This is a genomic window from Nonomuraea sp. B5E05, from assembly GCF_039880665.1.
In the GTDB taxonomy this organism is placed as follows: Bacteria; Actinomycetota; Actinomycetes; order Streptosporangiales; family Streptosporangiaceae; genus Nonomuraea.
Genome location: NZ_JBDPMJ010000027.1, coordinates 101,028 through 116,376 on the forward strand (window position 1 = coordinate 101,028; position 15,349 = coordinate 116,376).

At 72.5% G+C, this 15,349-nt stretch carries 16 protein-coding genes; 12 read left to right on the forward strand and 4 right to left on the reverse strand.

Going from position 1 to position 15,349, the window contains the following annotated elements:
- Positions 1 to 92 precede the first annotated feature (92 nt).
- The 5 genes from ABGB01_RS36895 to ABGB01_RS36915 all read left to right on the forward strand — a co-directional run bounded on the left by ABGB01_RS36895 (position 93) and on the right by ABGB01_RS36915 (position 5,572).
- Positions 93 to 827: a response regulator transcription factor gene (locus ABGB01_RS36895; protein WP_347778211.1), complete on the forward strand. Its 735-nt coding sequence runs from the start codon at positions 93 to 95 to the stop codon at positions 825 to 827.
- Entirely contained in the window at positions 824 to 2,359 is a 1,536-nt protein-coding gene (locus tag ABGB01_RS36900; protein ID WP_347778212.1) for an ATP-binding protein, read from the forward strand. The genes ABGB01_RS36895 and ABGB01_RS36900 overlap by 4 nt, the downstream gene beginning before the upstream one ends.
- 100 nt (positions 2,360 to 2,459) lie before the next feature.
- Positions 2,460 to 3,353, forward strand: a complete 894-nt coding sequence (locus tag ABGB01_RS36905; protein WP_347778213.1) for a polyphosphate polymerase domain-containing protein — start codon at positions 2,460 to 2,462, stop codon at positions 3,351 to 3,353.
- Positions 3,354 to 3,356: 3 nt separating this feature from the next.
- On the forward strand, positions 3,357 to 4,034 hold the full coding sequence (locus ABGB01_RS36910) for a DUF4956 domain-containing protein (RefSeq protein WP_347778214.1): 678 nt from the start codon (positions 3,357 to 3,359) through the stop codon (positions 4,032 to 4,034).
- A gap of 2 nt (positions 4,035 to 4,036) precedes the next feature.
- The gene (locus tag ABGB01_RS36915; RefSeq protein WP_347778215.1) at positions 4,037 to 5,572 is read left to right on the forward strand and encodes a CotH kinase family protein; all 1,536 of its coding nucleotides are present in this window, start codon (positions 4,037 to 4,039) and stop codon (positions 5,570 to 5,572) included.
- Here ABGB01_RS36915 and ABGB01_RS36920 read toward each other — a convergent pair whose 3' ends face one another.
- Entirely contained in the window at positions 5,573 to 6,148 is a 576-nt protein-coding gene (locus ABGB01_RS36920) for a hypothetical protein (protein ID WP_347778216.1), read from the reverse strand.
- 2 nt (positions 6,149 to 6,150) lie between these two features.
- Positions 6,151 to 6,918 carry a hypothetical protein gene (locus tag ABGB01_RS36925; RefSeq protein ID WP_347778217.1) on the reverse strand — a complete coding sequence of 256 codons (768 nt, stop codon included), beginning with the start codon at positions 6,916 to 6,918 and terminating at the stop codon, positions 6,151 to 6,153.
- 246 nt (positions 6,919 to 7,164) lie between these two features.
- Between ABGB01_RS36925 and ABGB01_RS36930 the strand changes: the two genes are divergently transcribed.
- Positions 7,165 to 7,500, forward strand: coding sequence for a hypothetical protein (locus ABGB01_RS36930; RefSeq protein ID WP_347778218.1), 336 nt, complete (start codon positions 7,165 to 7,167; stop codon positions 7,498 to 7,500).
- A gap of 66 nt (positions 7,501 to 7,566) precedes the next feature.
- Here ABGB01_RS36930 and ABGB01_RS36935 read toward each other — a convergent pair whose 3' ends face one another.
- Positions 7,567 to 8,196, reverse strand: a complete 630-nt coding sequence (locus ABGB01_RS36935; RefSeq protein WP_347778219.1) for an Lrp/AsnC family transcriptional regulator — start codon at positions 8,194 to 8,196, stop codon at positions 7,567 to 7,569.
- Between the two features lie 109 nt (positions 8,197 to 8,305).
- Between ABGB01_RS36935 and ABGB01_RS36940 the strand changes: the two genes are divergently transcribed.
- From ABGB01_RS36940 to ABGB01_RS36965, 6 genes are all read left to right on the forward strand, one after another.
- Positions 8,306 to 9,880, forward strand: coding sequence for an ABC transporter substrate-binding protein (locus tag ABGB01_RS36940; RefSeq protein WP_347778220.1), 1,575 nt, complete (start codon positions 8,306 to 8,308; stop codon positions 9,878 to 9,880).
- Between the two features lie 12 nt (positions 9,881 to 9,892).
- Positions 9,893 to 10,960: an ABC transporter permease gene (locus ABGB01_RS36945; RefSeq protein WP_347644921.1), complete on the forward strand. Its 1,068-nt coding sequence runs from the start codon at positions 9,893 to 9,895 to the stop codon at positions 10,958 to 10,960.
- Positions 10,957 to 11,832 (forward strand): ABC transporter permease, encoded by an 876-nt coding sequence (locus ABGB01_RS36950; RefSeq protein WP_347619285.1) that lies wholly within the window; start codon positions 10,957 to 10,959, stop codon positions 11,830 to 11,832. Before ABGB01_RS36945 ends, ABGB01_RS36950 begins: the two co-directional genes overlap by 4 nt.
- A gap of 184 nt (positions 11,833 to 12,016) precedes the next feature.
- A complete protein-coding gene (locus tag ABGB01_RS36955) occupies positions 12,017 to 12,847 on the forward strand; it encodes an ABC transporter ATP-binding protein (RefSeq protein WP_347778221.1) in 831 nt (276 codons plus the stop codon).
- On the forward strand, positions 12,844 to 13,755 hold the full coding sequence (locus ABGB01_RS36960; RefSeq protein WP_347778222.1) for an ABC transporter ATP-binding protein: 912 nt from the start codon (positions 12,844 to 12,846) through the stop codon (positions 13,753 to 13,755). The genes ABGB01_RS36955 and ABGB01_RS36960 overlap by 4 nt, the downstream gene beginning before the upstream one ends.
- Positions 13,752 to 14,813 carry a M24 family metallopeptidase gene (locus ABGB01_RS36965; RefSeq protein ID WP_347778223.1) on the forward strand — a complete coding sequence of 354 codons (1,062 nt, stop codon included), beginning with the start codon at positions 13,752 to 13,754 and terminating at the stop codon, positions 14,811 to 14,813. The genes ABGB01_RS36960 and ABGB01_RS36965 overlap by 4 nt, the downstream gene beginning before the upstream one ends.
- Here ABGB01_RS36965 and ABGB01_RS36970 read toward each other — a convergent pair.
- Entirely contained in the window at positions 14,702 to 15,106 is a 405-nt protein-coding gene (locus ABGB01_RS36970; protein WP_347778224.1) for a hypothetical protein, read from the reverse strand. The genes ABGB01_RS36965 and ABGB01_RS36970 overlap by 112 nt on opposite strands.
- Between the last annotated feature and the right edge of the window lie 243 nt (positions 15,107 to 15,349).

Below are 15,349 nucleotides of genomic sequence, written 5' to 3' on the forward strand. Positions count from 1 at the left end.
AGTGTGGCACGCGGCGCGGGGACCGAGCACGCGAATATCCGGCCTAGGCTGCTCACACACAACTCCCAGGCAGACCGGATACAACAGCCCGCATGGACGCACCGAGCCCCCGCACCGCCGGCAACCTCGTGGTCCTGGTGGTCGACGACGAGCCCAACATCCGCGAGCTGCTCCAGGACGCCCTGGAGCTGAACGGCTTCGCCGTGCGTACGGCCGCCTCGGGCACGCAGGCGCTGGCGCGCGTCGGCGAGGAGCGTCCCGACCTGATCGTGCTGGACGTGATGCTGCCCGATCTCAACGGGTTCGCGGTGGCGCAGCGGTTGCGGCCGGACGGTGGCGGGCCGCCGGTGTTGTTCCTGACGGCGCGCGACACGGTGGCCGACCGGATCGCGGGGCTGACGGCGGGCGGCGACGACTACGTCACCAAGCCGTTCAGCCTGGAGGAGGTGGTGCTGCGCATCCGCGCCATCCTGCGCCGTACGAGTCCTCGCGAGCAGGCGCACGACGACGGGCTGCTGCGCTACGCCGACCTGGAGCTGGACGAGGAGACCCACGTCGTGCGGCGGGCCGGGCGGCACGTGCACCTGTCGCCGACGGAGTTCGCCCTGCTGCGCTACCTGATGATCAACGCGGAGCGGGTCGTCAGCAAGCCGCAGATCCTCGACCGGGTGTGGGACCACGGTTTCGGCGCCGACAGCCGGATCGTGGAGTCCTACATCAGCTACCTGCGCCGCAAGATCGATGTGGCGGGCCCGCCGCTGATCCACACGTTGCGCGGCGTCGGCTACTCACTGCGCGACCAGAGCCTGCTGGACCGCGGCCGATGAGGCCGATCGCGCGGGCCTGGCCGCTGCGCCACCGGCTGCTGGCCGCTCTGCTCGGGTTGTCGGCGGCGGCGCTGGCGGTGTTCGCGACGGCCGGGGTGATCCTGCTCGACCGCTCGCTGCTGTCCCGGGTGGACACGCAGCTCACCGCCTTCGCGGCCACGTTCGGCAAGGGACGGCCGCCGCCCCCTCTCGTGCGGCCGCCGCGCCGGGGCGAGGTGGAGCTGCCCAGCCAGTTCCGGGTGGACTTCCACCGGCCGTCGGGAGCGCCCGTCCGCGCGGGTGCTCCCCCCGACGACGGACCGGACGTCCCCGCGGCCACCATCGCCGCCCTCCCGCCGAGCCCTTTCACCGTGGCCGGCAGGTCGGGGGACGCCGACTGGCGCGCGCTCGTCGTGGCCCTCCCCGACGGCAACCGCGCGGTGGTGTCGATGTCGCTGGAGGCGGCCAGGAGCACCGTGCGGCAGCTGCTGGTCATCGAGGTGGCGGCGGGCGCGCTGGTGCTGGTGCTCCTGGGCGCGGTGGCGCTGGCCGTCGTACGGCTCGGCCTGCGCCCGCTGACCCGGATGGAACGCACCGCCACCGCGATCGCGGGCGGCGAGCTCGACCGGCGGGTCTCCGACAGCGACCCGCGCACGGAGACCGGGCGGCTGGGGCATGCGCTCAACATCATGCTCGGACGCCTCGGCGAGGCCCTGCGCCAGCGCGAACGCTCAGAGCAGCGGCTGCGCCACTTCCTCGCCGACGCCTCGCACGAACTGCGCACGCCGCTGACGTCCATCCGGGGCTTCGCCGAGCTGTACCGGCACGGTGACCGCGAGCCGGATCCCGCCGTGGCGCGCATCCTGAGCCGCATCGAGGGTGAGGCAGAACGGATGGGCGTGCTGGTGGAGGACCTGCTGCTGCTGGCGCGGCTGGACCAGGAGCGGGCGCTCGACCTGACGGAGGTCGACCTGCACGTCGTCGTGGGCGACGTGGTGCACGGTGCGCGGGCCCGCGCACCAGGACGGCCGATCGAGCTGGTCCTGGACGAGCGGCCGGTACGGGTGACGGGCGACGAGCACCGCCTGCACCAGGTGGTCGCCAACTTGGTCGGCAACGCCGTGGCCCACACCCCCGAGGGCACGGCGGTCCGGGTGACCGTCAGCGAGACCGGAGGCGGGACCACGGGCACGGACGCGGCCCAGTGGGCCCGGAGCGGGACCACGGGCGCGGGCGCGTGGGCGAGGGCTCGGGTGACCGGGCCGGCGGCGGTCATCGAGGTGCGCGACGCCGGGCCGGGCATCGCGGCGGAACACCTGCCGCACGTCTTCGACCGCTTCTACCGGGCCGACGCCGCCCGTTCCCGCGACAGCGGCGGCACCGGCCTGGGGCTGGCCATCGCCGCGGCACTGGTCGAGGCGCACGGCGGCCGTATCGAGGCGCGCAGCGGCGGCGGCACCACCTTCCGCGTCGTCCTGCCGGTCGAGGGGCCGGTCGAGGGGCCGGTCGAGGGGCCGGTCGAGCCGCCGGTCCAGGGGCCGGAGGGCGTCTGACGCCGGCCACGGCACGCGTGTTCATCGCCCGGTGCGTCAGGGTTCACACACTATTCCCAGGTTGTTGCTGTCCCCTATGGGCTGACACGAAGGGAGAGACATGCTGCGAAGATTCCGCAGGCGCCCCGTCCCCGCACGCCGGCCCGAGGTCTCGGCGGCCGTTGCCTCCGGCGAGGCGGGACACGCGCTGCGCGCCCCCAGCCGGCTGCACGCGTTCAACAGGTACGAGATCAAGTATCTGGTCGACGCCGCCGTCGCCCGAGAGCTGCGCGACGAGATGGACACCGTGCTCGACCGCGACCGCCACAGCGGCGACGGCGGCTACGGCGTCTGGAGCGTCTACTACGACACCAGCCGGCTGCGCTTCTACTGGGAGAAGATCGAGGGCCTCAGGTTCCGCAGGAAGCTGCGCATCCGCCATTACGGCGACCGCTTCGCGGTGACCGGCGAGACCCCGGTCCACGTCGAGATCAAGCAGCGGGTCAACCGGGTCACGCAGAAGCGCCGGGTACGCCTGCCGTACCGGGACGCCCTGCGCCTGTGCGACGGGCGCGAGCAGGTGGGCCACGAGCCGTCCGAGCGGGGCTTCCTGGAGGAGGTGCTCGACCTGGTCTGCCGGCTCGACCTGCGCGCCACCGCGATGACCGGCTACCAGCGGCACGCCTACGTCGGGCGGGGCGCGGACGTGGGCCTGCGGGTCACCTTCGACCAGCGCGTACGCGGCCGCGACCGGGACTTCCACCTGGGCGCGGACGCCGCGAACCGGTTCATCGTCCCGCCCGGGAAAGCGATCATGGAGGTCAAGGCGAACGAGCGCGTCCCCTACTGGCTCACCGACCTGACCGCCGAGCGGAACCTGCAGGTGGTGCGGCTCTCGAAGTACTGCCAGAGCGTGGAGGCGCACGGGCTCGCGCCACGCTCGATCTTCCACATCCCCGGCCACGACCTGGACTTCGGACTCTCGTCGGCCCTGACCGCCCGCGTGGAGGCATGACCCATGGACTTCTCCTTCCAGGACCTGTCCGGCACGTTCAGCGTGGCCGACATCGCGATCGCGATGTCACTGTCGTTCGTGCTCAGCGCCATGATCGGCTGGGTGTACCGGGCGACGCACCGCAACGTCTCCTACAGCCAGTCCTACGTCCAGACGCTCGTCGTCCTCGGCATGCTGATCTCGCTGATCATGCTGGTCGTCGGCTCGAACATCGCCCGCGCCTTCGCTCTGGTGGGCGCCCTGTCGGTGGTGCGGTTCCGCAACGCCATCAAGGAGACCAGGGACGTCGGGTTCATCTTCCTGGTGATGGGCGTCGGCATGGCCGTCGGCACCCGCTTCTACCTGCTGGCCGTGGTGGCCGCCGTGGCGATCTCGCTGATCATCATGATCATGAGCAGGTTCGACTGGTTCCAGCTGAACGTGCGCCGCCAGGTCGTCAAGGTGCAGGTGCCGTCGGACGAGGACTACACGCACGCCGTCCAGGACGTCCTCGTCCGGCACACCGACGAGTTCGAGCTGGTCAGCATGGAGTCGATCAGGGCCGGCGCGCTGACCGAGCTGATGTACACCGTCCGGATCAAGAAGGGCAGCGAGCCCGCCGACCTCATCTCCGGGCTGCGGGAGCGCAACCACGGCCAGTCCGTCACGGTGCTGACCGGCTACGACCAGAGCGACCTGTAGCCGTGGCCCGGCTCAGACACCGTATTCCCATCAGGCTCCGGCACCACTGGAAGCTCGTGGCGGCGTGCGTGGCGTTCCTGGCCGCCTGCTACGGAGTCTTCGGCAGCGGCACCGTCCGCCCGTACGTCACCAGCGTGCGGACCGCCTCGGCCGGCGTCGTCGTCCGGGACCTCGCCGGGTCCAAGGAGCTGTTCGACGCCGCCGCGCCGCACGAGGTCGCGCTCACGTTCCGGGACGAGGGCTACCAGGACATGCTGGCGGAGTACTTCAAGGACGGCGACAAGAAGTACGTCGAGGCCGACCTGACCATCGACGGGACCACGATCCCGAGCGTGGGCATCCGGCTCAAGGGCAACTCGACCCTGCAAGGGCTGACGTGGAAGGGGCAGACCCGGCCGCGCACCACGTCCGGCCGCGGGAACCAGCCGGAGGGATTCCGCCCGCCCGGCGGCGAGCCTCCCGAGGGCTTCCAGGCGCCGGAGAACGGACGGCAGGAGGGCGCCCGCCGGCGTGGCGGGCCCGGCGGGGAGTTGAAGGCCGAGGAGCCGGAGAACCTGCCCTGGCTGATCAGCTTCGACGAGTTCGTCGAGGGCCGCCGCTACCAGGGCCACTCCCAGCTGGCCGTGCGTCCCGCCATGGGGTCGGCGGCCGTGCTCAACGAGGCCGTGGCGATCGCCCTGGTCGGCGCGGCCGGCGAGCCCTCCCAGCGGTCGGCCTACGCCTCCTTCTCCGTCAACGGCCGGCGGTCGGCTCCCCGCCTCGTGGTCGAGTACCTGGACGAGGGGTACGCCGAGCGGCTCGGCGACGGCGTGCTCTACAAGTCGCTCGCCTCCGGCAGCTTCACCTACCAGGGCGAGGACCAGACCGCGTACGCCGACGACTTCAAGCAGGTCAACCTGGTGGGCCAGCGCGACGTGCAACCGGTCATCGACCTGGTCAGGTGGGTGGAGCAGGCCTCGGACGAGGAGTTCGCGTCGGGGCTGGCCGAGCGGCTGGACGTGGTGTCGTTCGCCCGCTACGCGGCCCTGCAGAACATCCTGCTGAACCACGACGACATGGCGGGCCCCGGCCACAACTACTACCTCTGGTACGACGTGGGCACGAAGAAGTTCAGGGTGATCAGCTGGGACATGAACCTCGCGCTGAGAGGGGACGCCACAGCCGGCCCCGACGACGCCATCGGCAGAAGGCGCCCCGACGACCGCGCCGCCCGGCCCGGGCAGGGCGAGCAGCCAGGACAGCAGGCCCGCCCGCCCGCCGGCCGGCAGCAGGACGCGCAGCGTCCCGGCGGGGCGCGCGGCGGCGGTCACGCGCTGAAGGAGAGGTTCCTCAAGGACGCCGGTTTCAAGAAGCTCTACGAGCGGGAGCACGCGGCTCTCACCCGCGACCTGCTGGCCGGCGGCACCGCCACGGCCCTGCTGGACCAGGCGCTCAAGGCGTACGGCCTGAATGCGGGCGCCGACCGGGCCAAGGCGGCCGAGGAGGCGGTCGACCTGCGCACCACGCTGGAGACCCGCGCCGAGTCGCTCGCGGGCTGATCACCGGCGGGAGCGGAACGCCACGGCCGTCGTCGAGGTGATGGCGGTCACCAGCACGACGGTGAGCAGCACGCCGCCCAGAGGGTTGTCGCGGCGGCCCGGTGGCGGGAGGGGACGCCGCGCGCCGGCCCAGCCGGACACGGACGGTGTGGGGCTGGGCGAAGGGGCCGGGGTGAGCGTGGGAACGCGCACCGGCCCCGCCTGGGGCACGGGCCGGGGAGCCACGCGCACCCGCCCGCGCGGACACTCCCCCACCCGCACCCCGCCCGTGCACAACCCGTCGCGGTAGACCGTCACCCGTGGCAGCGCCACCTGGGGTGTGGCCCGCCGCTGGCGGGGCGGCACGGAGATCGACACTCTCGGGACGGGCCGGCGCCGGGCCGACACCTTGGGCACGGTCACGCGGCCCGGCCTGGCGGTGACGCCCTTCGGGGGCACGGGGGCGCGTACGGTCACCCGCGGCGCCGGGCCCGGCCACGGCGCCCGGTCGGCCGCCGCACCGCTCACGCCGGCGCCGGTGACGCCGGCCACGAGCAGGGCGGCGGCGAGCAGCAGCGGAACGCGCCTGAAGGCCACGGTCACAACCCCCCGGCGATCCGCGTGAACTCCTGCAGCGCCCCCGTGAACGCCTCGGGCCCGACGGCCAGCGGCCCGGCGAAGACGTGCGCGATGTCCCACGTGAGATAGGTGCCGAAGCCGAGCAGCCCCGCGGTCGCCAGCAGCGGCAGGATGGCCAGGCCGCGCGGCCTGGCCCCGGCCAGGAACGGGAAGACGACGACGAGCGCCCCGGTGAGGATGGTCAGGATCAGCAGCCCGCCGGGTGGTGTCGCGGCGGCGTCGGCGGTGCGCTGGGCGCGCGCGGCGGCGATGCCCCTGATGTGGTCGAGCACGGCCGCCTTGGCGTCGGACTCCTCGTCGCCCGCCACCTCGATGGTGTGGACCGCGCCGCGCAGCTGGTCCATCCTGGCGCCGCCGACCGGGTCCATCGCGCCCTCGGCCATGAGCGGCCACTCGTCCCTGACCACGAACGTGACGTAGTCGTGCAGAGCCTTGCGCACGTCCTGGGGCGCCGTGCCCGGCAGCTCGCCGGCGGCCCAGTAGGCGTCGACCGCGGCCCGGCTCTCGGCGTGGGTGTTGAGCCTGGCGGCGTCGGCCGTGGTCCACGGCACGATGATGGCGATGGCGAACACCAGCAGGAACATGGCCGACAACATCGCCCCCGCGTGGGCGGCGGAGGGGCCGCTGGGATCGCGGTCCTCACCCGCCGACCTGACCCGCCTGAACACCAGCGCGGTGAGCGCCACGGCGCCCACCGCCGCCAGGATGGAGAGTGTGTACGCCACCATGAGGATCTCCCGAACCCTGTTGACTACGCAGTGCGACATTACTATCACATAGGGCGACGATGGCGGCAGGCGGTGATCGGTAAAGTCCCGGGCGGGTTCCGCGCTCGTGAGGGTTCAGCCGAAGTGCTCGCCGTACGGGCCGCCGTGCCGGTGCCGGCTGGACGGATTGCCGATCATTGAGGGGCCTTTCTCGCCATATGTCCAACGAGAGGCTGATATTTCGGGACTTGCAGGGAGCATGGGGGCGTGAATCTCAACGGCCGCAAATTCGTGATGGTGAGCTCGACGGCGAGCGAGGTCGACCTGGACAGCCCGACGGAGTTCCAGTACTGGGAGGCGGACGGGGTGGTGTGGGGCCGCTACTCCGGCGACACCGTGACCCACGGGCGTTTCGTCGGCACGCGGGACGGCGACCTGGTGTCGATCAGTTACGCACACGCGCTGAAGGCCGGGGGCAAGGCGGGCGGGCACAGCAGCAGCCGCGTCGAGGCCGGGGACGACGGGCGGCTTCGCCTGGTGGAGGAGTTCTCGTTCGAGGGGGACGACACCGTGCACGTCAGCGTGTGCGCCGAGGTGTCCTGACCGGCCCTCGTCACGCGGGCAGCCGTGGTGTCCTGATCAGCCCTCGTCATGTGGGCAGTCGGCCGCTCAGCCCTCCTTGTGGAGGGTGGCGCGGCCCTCGGCGGCGCCGACGAAGCGCATCTTGCCGAGCGGCACCTCGCCCTGCGTCTGCTGGGCGGGCCGCCGCGCCGGCCTGGCCCGGTCACTGGGCAGCACGTACGGCCGCCTGAGCACCTCGTCGAGGATGAACACGGTCTCGGTCGCCTTCACCGCCGGGATGTTCGCCAGCCGGTCGGTCACCATGGTGTGCACCTCGGCCACGTCGGACACGCGTACCTGGATCATCGCGTCGTGCTGGCCGGTGGTGATCGCGCAGTATTCCACCTGCGGCATCCTCGCCAACTCGGCCCTGAACTGCTTCCACATCTGCTGGCGCACGGTCACGAAGATCAGCGCGGTGATGCCGAGCCCGGCCCGCACGTGGTCGATCTCGGCCGTGAACCGCTTGATCGCACCGTCGGCGCGCAGCGCCTCGAAGCGGGTGTAGGCGTTGGCCCGGGAGATGCCCACCCGCTCGGCCAGCGCCGCGACCGAGATCCTGCCGTTCTCGCGCAGGACCTCGAGGATCTTCAGGTGGACCTCGTCCAGTTCGAGACCGATGCCGATCCGTCCAGACTGACCGCCGTCGCCGCCACCATTTCTAGAAATTTCACTCATCATTACCTCACTGACCTTTATATACGTCTCGCTGGGCGCACGGCGCCTGGACGTTCTGCCGGACAATCCTCCGCATCCCCTGCTGAACGTCCCATCATGGAGGACCTACATGGCGACCCGCTCGCAGACGGCGGCTGTGCTGCTCGCCGGTGCACTCGCCCTCGCCGCCTGCGGAAGCGGCGGCACGTCCCAGACCCCCGCCTCCGGCGGCGGCAAGACCCTCGTCATCGACACGTCCTTCGACCTCAAGACGGCCGACCCGGGCCGCACGTACGAGCCGACCGGGCTCATCGTCGGCAAGGCGGTCTACGAGACCCTCCTCACGTTCGACGGCGCCGACGTGACCAAGCCGGTGCCCGCCCTCGCCGAGTCGTACGAGCTGGCCGAGGACGGCAGGAAGCTGACGCTGGAGCTCAGGCAGGGCGCCACCTTCGCCGACGGCTCGCCGGTGACGGCCGACGACGTGGTCTTCTCGCTGACGCGGGTGCGTGACATGAAGGGTACGCCGTCGTTCCTGCTCGACGGCGTCGAGGTGGCCAAGACCGGCGACTCCACGATCACGCTGACGTCGAAGGCGCCCAACCCGGCGCTGCCGTACATCCTGCCGAACCCGGCGCTCGGCATCATCAACAGCAAGGTCGCCAAGCAGCACGGCGCGACCGCCGACGCCAAGGACAAGGCCGAGCAGTACCTGAACGCCAACTCGGCCGGCTCGGGCCCGTACCGGATCGAGTCGTTCAACGTCAGCAGCCAGGTCGTGCTCACCTCGAACCCGAAGTACTACGGCGCCAAGCCCGCCTACGACAAGGTCGTCATCCGCAACGTCGAGGCCGCCACCCAGAAGCTGAACGTGCAGCGCGGCGACAGCCAGATCGCGCTGAACCTGTCGGGCGACCAGGTCACCGGCATGCCCTCGACCCTGCAGGTGAAGAAGACCGCCTCGGCCAACGTCATCTTCCTGCTGGCCAACCAGGACTCCGCGATCAGCAGGACCACCACGAACCCCAAGTTCGTCGAGGCGGTGCGCAAGGGCGTCGACTACGCGGGGCTGCTGGAGCTGGCCGGCGAGGGCTCGACGCAGGCGCCGGGGGTCATCCCGTCGCAGCTGCTCGGCGCGCTGCCCGCCGACCAGGGCGCCGAGCGGGACGTCGCCGGCGCCAAGGCGGCACTGGCCGCCGGCGGGCTGTCGAACCCGACCGTGAAGCTGGAGTACCCGACCGAGCTGACCGTGAACGGCCTGTCCTTCCAGCCGCTGGCCGAACGCATCCAGGCCAACCTCAAGGAGGTCGGCATCACGGTGGACCTCCAGCCCGCGCCGGTCAGCACGGCGCTGGACAACTACCGCAACGGCAAGGAGGAGATGGGCCTTTGGTACTGGGGTCCTGACTACCCCGACCCCAGCGACTACCTGGCGTTCCTGCCGGGCAAGACGGTGGGGCTGCGGGCCGGCTGGAAGCCTGGGGCGGCCAAGGAGATCGAGGAGGCCGGGGAGAAGGCGGCCGCGGCGATCGGCGACGGCGCCCGCAAGGAGGCCTTCGCCGACGTGCAGACCAAGCTCAACGCGTCCGGGCCGTTCGTCCCGCTGATCCAGCCGAGCCAGAACATCGTGACGGCCGGGTCGGTGACGGGCCTGAACTACCACCCCGTGTGGACGGTCGACGTCGCCGACCTCGGCGTGAAGTAAGGGATCAGGCAGGTGCCCGACAAGGAGGGTCCGCCCGCCCCGCGACCGCGGCGGACCGCGCATCCGCTGGCCCGCTTCCTGATCCGGCGCCTCCTCCTGGCCGTGCTCATGGCCTGGGGGATCACGCTGGTGACGTTCGTGCTGACCAACCTGGTGCCCGGCGACCCCGTGGCCGCGAACCTCGGCCAGCGGGCGCTCGGCGACCCGGCCATCGTCGCGCAGTGGCGGGCGGAGCACGGCCTGGACAAGCCGCTGTGGCAGCAGTACCTGATCCACCTGCGGGGACTGGTGCAGGGCGACCTGGGCACCAGCCAGCAGAGCCACCGCCCGGTCGCCCAGGACCTCGCCGAGTACGTGCCCGCCACGCTGGAGCTGGCCGGCGCCGCCATCCTGGTCTCCCTGGTGCTGGGCGTGGCGTTCGGCGTGATCGCCGCCCTGCGCAGGGACCGGCTGCCCGACCACGCGCTGCGGGTGCTGAGCCTGGTCGGCATCTCCGTCCCGACGTTCTGGCTGGCGCTGGTGGCGTTCTACGTGTTCTTCTACCGGCTGCAGCTCACCCCGGGCAGCGGCCGGGTGGACGCGGCCCTCGGCTCGGCCCCGCCTGTGACGGGGCTGCAGACGGTGGACGCGCTGCTGGCCGGCCGCTGGGACATCTTCTCCTCGGCCGCCGGCCACCTGGTCACGCCCGCCCTCGTGCTGGCCCTGTACACGATCGGCCTGCTCACCCGCTTCACCCGCTCGGCGGTGCTGGAGGTGCTCGGGCAGGACTACGTGCGCGCCGCCCGCGCCAAGGGCCTGCCGGGGCGGACGATCCTCTTCCGGTACGTCCTGCGCTCGGCGCTGGTGCCCATCATCACCGTGGCGGGCCTGGCCTTCGGCAGCCTGCTGTCCGGCACCGTGCTCGTCGAGGCGATCTTCGCCTGGCCCGGCATCGGGCAGTACGCGTACAAGAGCGCCACCACGCTCGACCTGCCCGCCGTCATGGGCGTCGGCCTGGTGGTGGGCGTCGTCTACCTGGTCATCAACCTGATCGTGGACGTCCTGTACGGCGTCATCGACCCCCGAGTGAGGCTCCAGTGACACGGGACCCCCTGGCCCGCCGGGGCCTGCTCAGGCGGCTCCCCGAGGCGTGGCGGCAGCCGCTGGCCGTGGTCGGCGCCGTACTGGCCGTGGCCTGGATCGTGATCGCGCTGGCCGCGCCCGTGCTGGCGCCGCACGATCCGCTGGCCCAGGACCTGCCGCGGCTGGCCGCTCCAGGACCCGGCCACTGGTTCGGCACCGACCAGCTCGGGCGCGACATCCTGAGCCGGGTCCTGCACGGGGCGCGGGTGTCGATACCGCTGACGTTGCTGCTGGTGGCGCTGTCGGTGCTGATCGGCGGGCTGCTCGGGGCGTGTGCCGGATATTTCGGCAGGTGGGTGGATGAGACGATCATGCGGGTGGCGGACCTGGTGTTCGCGTTCCCGACCGTGATCCTGGCCATGGTGGTGGCCGCCGCCCTGGGCGCGAGCCTCGGCAACGCGGTGCTGGCCGTGCTGGTCGTGGCCTGGCCCGCCTACGCCCGGGTGACGCGCGGGCTGGTGCTGGGGGTCCGGGAGCGGGAGTTCGTGCTGAGCGGGCGGCTGCTGGGCTTCTCGGTGTGGCGGTCCCTGCGGGTGGACGTCCTGCCGAACGTGACGGGTCCCGTCCTGGTGCTGGCCACGCTCGACATCGGCACCGCCCTGCTGCTGCTGTCGGGGCTGTCGTTCCTCGGCCTGGGCGCCAAGCCGCCGTCCCCCGAGTGGGGGGCGATGGTGGCCTCGGGCGTGGAGGTGTTCGACAGCTGGTGGGTGGCGACGTTCCCGGGCCTGGCGATCTTGACCGTGGTGCTGGCGTTCAACTTCCTGGGTGACACGCTGCGGGACGCGCTCGATCCCCGGACCGCCCGCGCGATCAAGGAGCGTGCCCTTTGAGCGAGCGAACGAGACCGTACGGCGACCTGGCCGCAGGTCCGGAGGAGGACTGTGACCGAGCGGAGCGAGGGAACAAATCAGCACGGCGACCTGTCGCAGGTCCGACGGAGGAGGACCGTGACCGAGCGGAGCGAGGGAACAAATCAGCACGGCGACCTGTCGCAGGTCCGACGGAGGAGGACCTGTGACGCTGGACATCAGCGGGCTGAAGGTGTCGATCGGCGGCAAGGAGATCCTGCGCGGCGTCGACCTGAACCTGGCCGCGGGCCGGGTGCACGGCCTGGCCGGGGAGAGCGGGTCGGGCAAGACCATGACCGGGCTGGCCGTGCTGGGGCTGCTGCCGCACGGCGCCCTGGCGTCGGGCACGATCCGGCTCGGTGAGCGCGACCTGCTGGCGCTGCCGGCCAAGGAGCTGAACCGGGTGCGCGGCGGCGAGGTCGCCATGGTCTTCCAGGACCCGGCGACCAGCCTGCACCCGATGCTGACCGTCGGCAGGCAGCTCACCGAGCACATGCGGCACCACCTTCGCCTGGGCAGGGCCGAGGCGAAGGAGCGGGCGGTGGAGCTGCTCGGCAAGGTGCGCATCCCCGGGCCCGCGGAGGCGTACGGGCGGTTCCCGCACCAGTTCTCCGGCGGGATGCGGCAGCGCATAGCGATCGCCGTCGCGCTGGCCTGCTCGCCGAAGGTGCTGATCGCCGACGAGCCGACGACGGCGCTGGACGTGACCGTGCAGGCGGGGGTGCTGCGGCTGCTGCGCGGGCTCTGCGACGAGCTGGGGCTGGCCGTGCTGCTGGTCACGCACGATCTGGGGGTGATGTCGGCGGTGGCGGACGAGGTGAGCGTGATGAAGGACGGCCTGGTCGTGGAGTCGGGGCCGCGCGGGCGGGTGCTGCGGGAACCGGCTCACGCCTACACCCGCGCGCTGCTCGGCTCACTGCCCGGCGCGGGCACAGCCGAACCCGGCGAACAACCCGGCGGGCCCGGCTCCGGCCCCGTCCCGGAGGGGGAACGATGAGCCTGCTGAGCGTGGACGACCTGGTCGTCGAGCACCGCTCCCCCGGCCGTCCCGCGGTGCGCGCCGTGGCGAGGGCGAGCCTGACCGTCGGCGCCGGCGAGGTCGTCGGGCTGGTCGGCGAGTCGGGGTGCGGCAAGTCGACGCTGGCCCGCGCCGTCTGCGGGCTCAACCCGGTCACCGCCGGCTCGATCACGTTCGACGGGCAGCCGGTCACCCCGCTCGGGCTGCGGCGCAGGCGGCTCACCGGGATCCAGATGGTGTTCCAGGACCCGTACGCGTCGCTGAACCCGCGCCGCCGGGTCGGCGACCAGGTCGCCGACGGGCTGCGCACCGCGCGGGACACCGTCACCTCACCCGCCGACCTGCTCGAACGGGTCGGTCTGCCGCGCGAGTTCGCGGGCCGGCACCCGCACGAGTTCTCGGGCGGGCAGCGGCAGCGCATCGCCATCGCCAGGGCGCTGGCCGCACGGCCGCGACTGCTGATCGGCGACGAGCCCATCTCCGCCCTGGACGCCTCCGCCCAGTCGCAGGTGGCCAGGCTGATGCGGGACCTGGCCGTGGACGCGGGCGCGGGACTGCTGTTCATCAGCCACGACCTGTCCGTGGTGCGGCTGATCGCCGACCGGATCGCCGTCATGTACCTGGGCAGGATCGTCGAGGTGGGCGACACGGCGGAGGTGTGGGCGGAGCCGCGGCACCCGTACACGAAGGCGCTGCTGCAGGCCATCCCGCAGCCGGACGGGAGGGGCGTGCTGCCCGCGGAGCTGCCCGGCGACGTGCCCGATCCGGCGAACCCGCCGCAGGGGTGCCGGTTCCATCCGCGCTGCCCGCACGTGATGGACGTGTGCCGCGGCGAGGAGCCGGGCTTCGGGCCGGTGGCCTGCTGGCTGCACGAGCCGCCGCGGTGACGCCCCCACCGCGTTCCCCGCAGGACGGCGGGTCGGGCGGCGGGTCGGCTGTCCGGGCGGAGGTGGAGGAGGCCCAGCTGATGAGCGGGCGGATGAGCGGGCGGATGGTGGCCGTGCGGGAGGCCATGGCCGGCGCCGGGGTGGATGCCCTGGTGTTGCGGCCGTCACCGGACTTCCGGTTCCTCGGCGGCGGGGAGGGGCCGTACCTGGTGGTGACCCGCGACGCCGTCGCCGAGACCGCCGAGCCCGCCCGGCTGGTGCCGGAGGGGGCGCGGCGAGTCGGCGTGGACCCGGAGATGCGGGTGCGCGAGCTGTTCGGGCTCGCCGTCGAGGCCGAACTGGTGCCCGCCTCCGCCGTGCTGGCGCCGCTGCGGCTGCGTAAGGAGCCGTACGAGATCGAGGCCGTCGCGCGCGCGGTGGCGGCCGCGGAGGAGGTGCTGGGGCAGGCGCGGGAGCTGGCCTGGTTCGGGGCGGGCGAGCGGGCGATGGCCCGCCGGCTGCGGTCGCTGCTGGTGGAGTCGGGCTGCGAGGAGGTGCTGTCGCTGCGGGTGGCGGCGGGCGAGCACACCGCGCGGCCCGCGCACGCGCCGGGCGAGCGGGTCATCAACCCGGGCGACGCGCTGCTGGTCTCGGTGTGCGGGCGGTGGGACGGCTACTGCGCGGAGGTCGCCAGGGTGTTCGCGGTGGCGGAGCCGCCGGAGGACTTCGAGGCGATGTACTCGGTGGTGGCCGCCGCGCACCGGGCGGGCCTGTCGGTGATGCGTCCCGGCGTCCCGGTGGCAGCGGTGTCCAGGGCGGTCGGCGAGGTGATCGACGGCAGCGGGTACGGGCGGTTCGCGGCGGCGCACGCCGGCCGGGGCATCGGGCTCGGGCACGACGAGGGGCCGCGGCCGGGCGAGGACGCCGTGCTGGCGGCGGGGATGACGTTCTGCCTGGAGCCGGCCATCTACGTGCCCGACCTGTTCGGGGCACGGGTGGCGGACGTGGTGGCCTGCACGGACGGCGGGCCGCTGGCGCTGGGCACGAGCCCGCACTCCCTGACCGTTCTGGACCGGTGAGACCGCCCGCACCTCACACACGGTCCGCGCAGACCGGCGCCCGCCCACAGCTTCGGCAGGCCGCCGGCGTAGATGTCGGCCTCCCTGCGCCAGTAGTTCCAGTGGCGCGGGTCGTCGGAGTGCCGCCACCCGTCCGGGGCGTCCTTCCGCCGGGTCAGCACCTTGAGGACGGCCGAGCGCGAGCCCCTGCGGACCCGCCAGATGCCGCCGGTGACACCGTTCTTCGGGTTGTGCGTGAGCGGCTCCATGACGGCGTCGGCGCCGCCGAGCACCCGGGTGAACTCCTCTTCCACCCGGGAAACCCTAGACCGTGACGACGTGAGGGCCGGGTCCCCGGCGGCCCGTCCGGTCAGGCGCGAGGTGCGGGCGAGTTTGAGTACGACGATACAGGCGGGCTCGCGCGCGCCCGCTAGTGCTGTGACCGGAAACGATCACCGGGTTGAGTGACAGGTTTCAGGCGGCCGGTGCGAGGGGTCTGCCTCCCCAGCGGATGCCTTTCTCGCTGCGGATGCGGGCGCGTTCGCGGCGTTGGGCGG

Bases quoted from the DNA above. Each gene is read 5' to 3' on its own strand.
- ABGB01_RS36895 (WP_347778211.1), top strand. From the start codon at position 93: ATGGACGCACCGAGCCCCCGCACCGCCGGCAACCTCGTGGTCCTGGTG.
- ABGB01_RS36900 (WP_347778212.1), top strand. From the start codon at position 824: ATGAGGCCGATCGCGCGGGCCTGGCCGCTGCGCCACCGGCTGCTGGCC.
- ABGB01_RS36905 (WP_347778213.1), top strand. From the start codon at position 2,460: ATGCTGCGAAGATTCCGCAGGCGCCCCGTCCCCGCACGCCGGCCCGAG.
- ABGB01_RS36910 (WP_347778214.1), top strand. From the start codon at position 3,357: ATGGACTTCTCCTTCCAGGACCTGTCCGGCACGTTCAGCGTGGCCGAC.
- ABGB01_RS36925 (WP_347778217.1), bottom strand. From the start codon at position 6,918: ATGGTGGCGTACACACTCTCCATCCTGGCGGCGGTGGGCGCCGTGGCG.
- ABGB01_RS36935 (WP_347778219.1), bottom strand. From the start codon at position 8,196: ATGAGTGAAATTTCTAGAAATGGTGGCGGCGACGGCGGTCAGTCTGGA.
- ABGB01_RS36940 (WP_347778220.1), top strand. From the start codon at position 8,306: ATGGCGACCCGCTCGCAGACGGCGGCTGTGCTGCTCGCCGGTGCACTC.
- ABGB01_RS36960 (WP_347778222.1), top strand. From the start codon at position 12,844: ATGAGCCTGCTGAGCGTGGACGACCTGGTCGTCGAGCACCGCTCCCCC.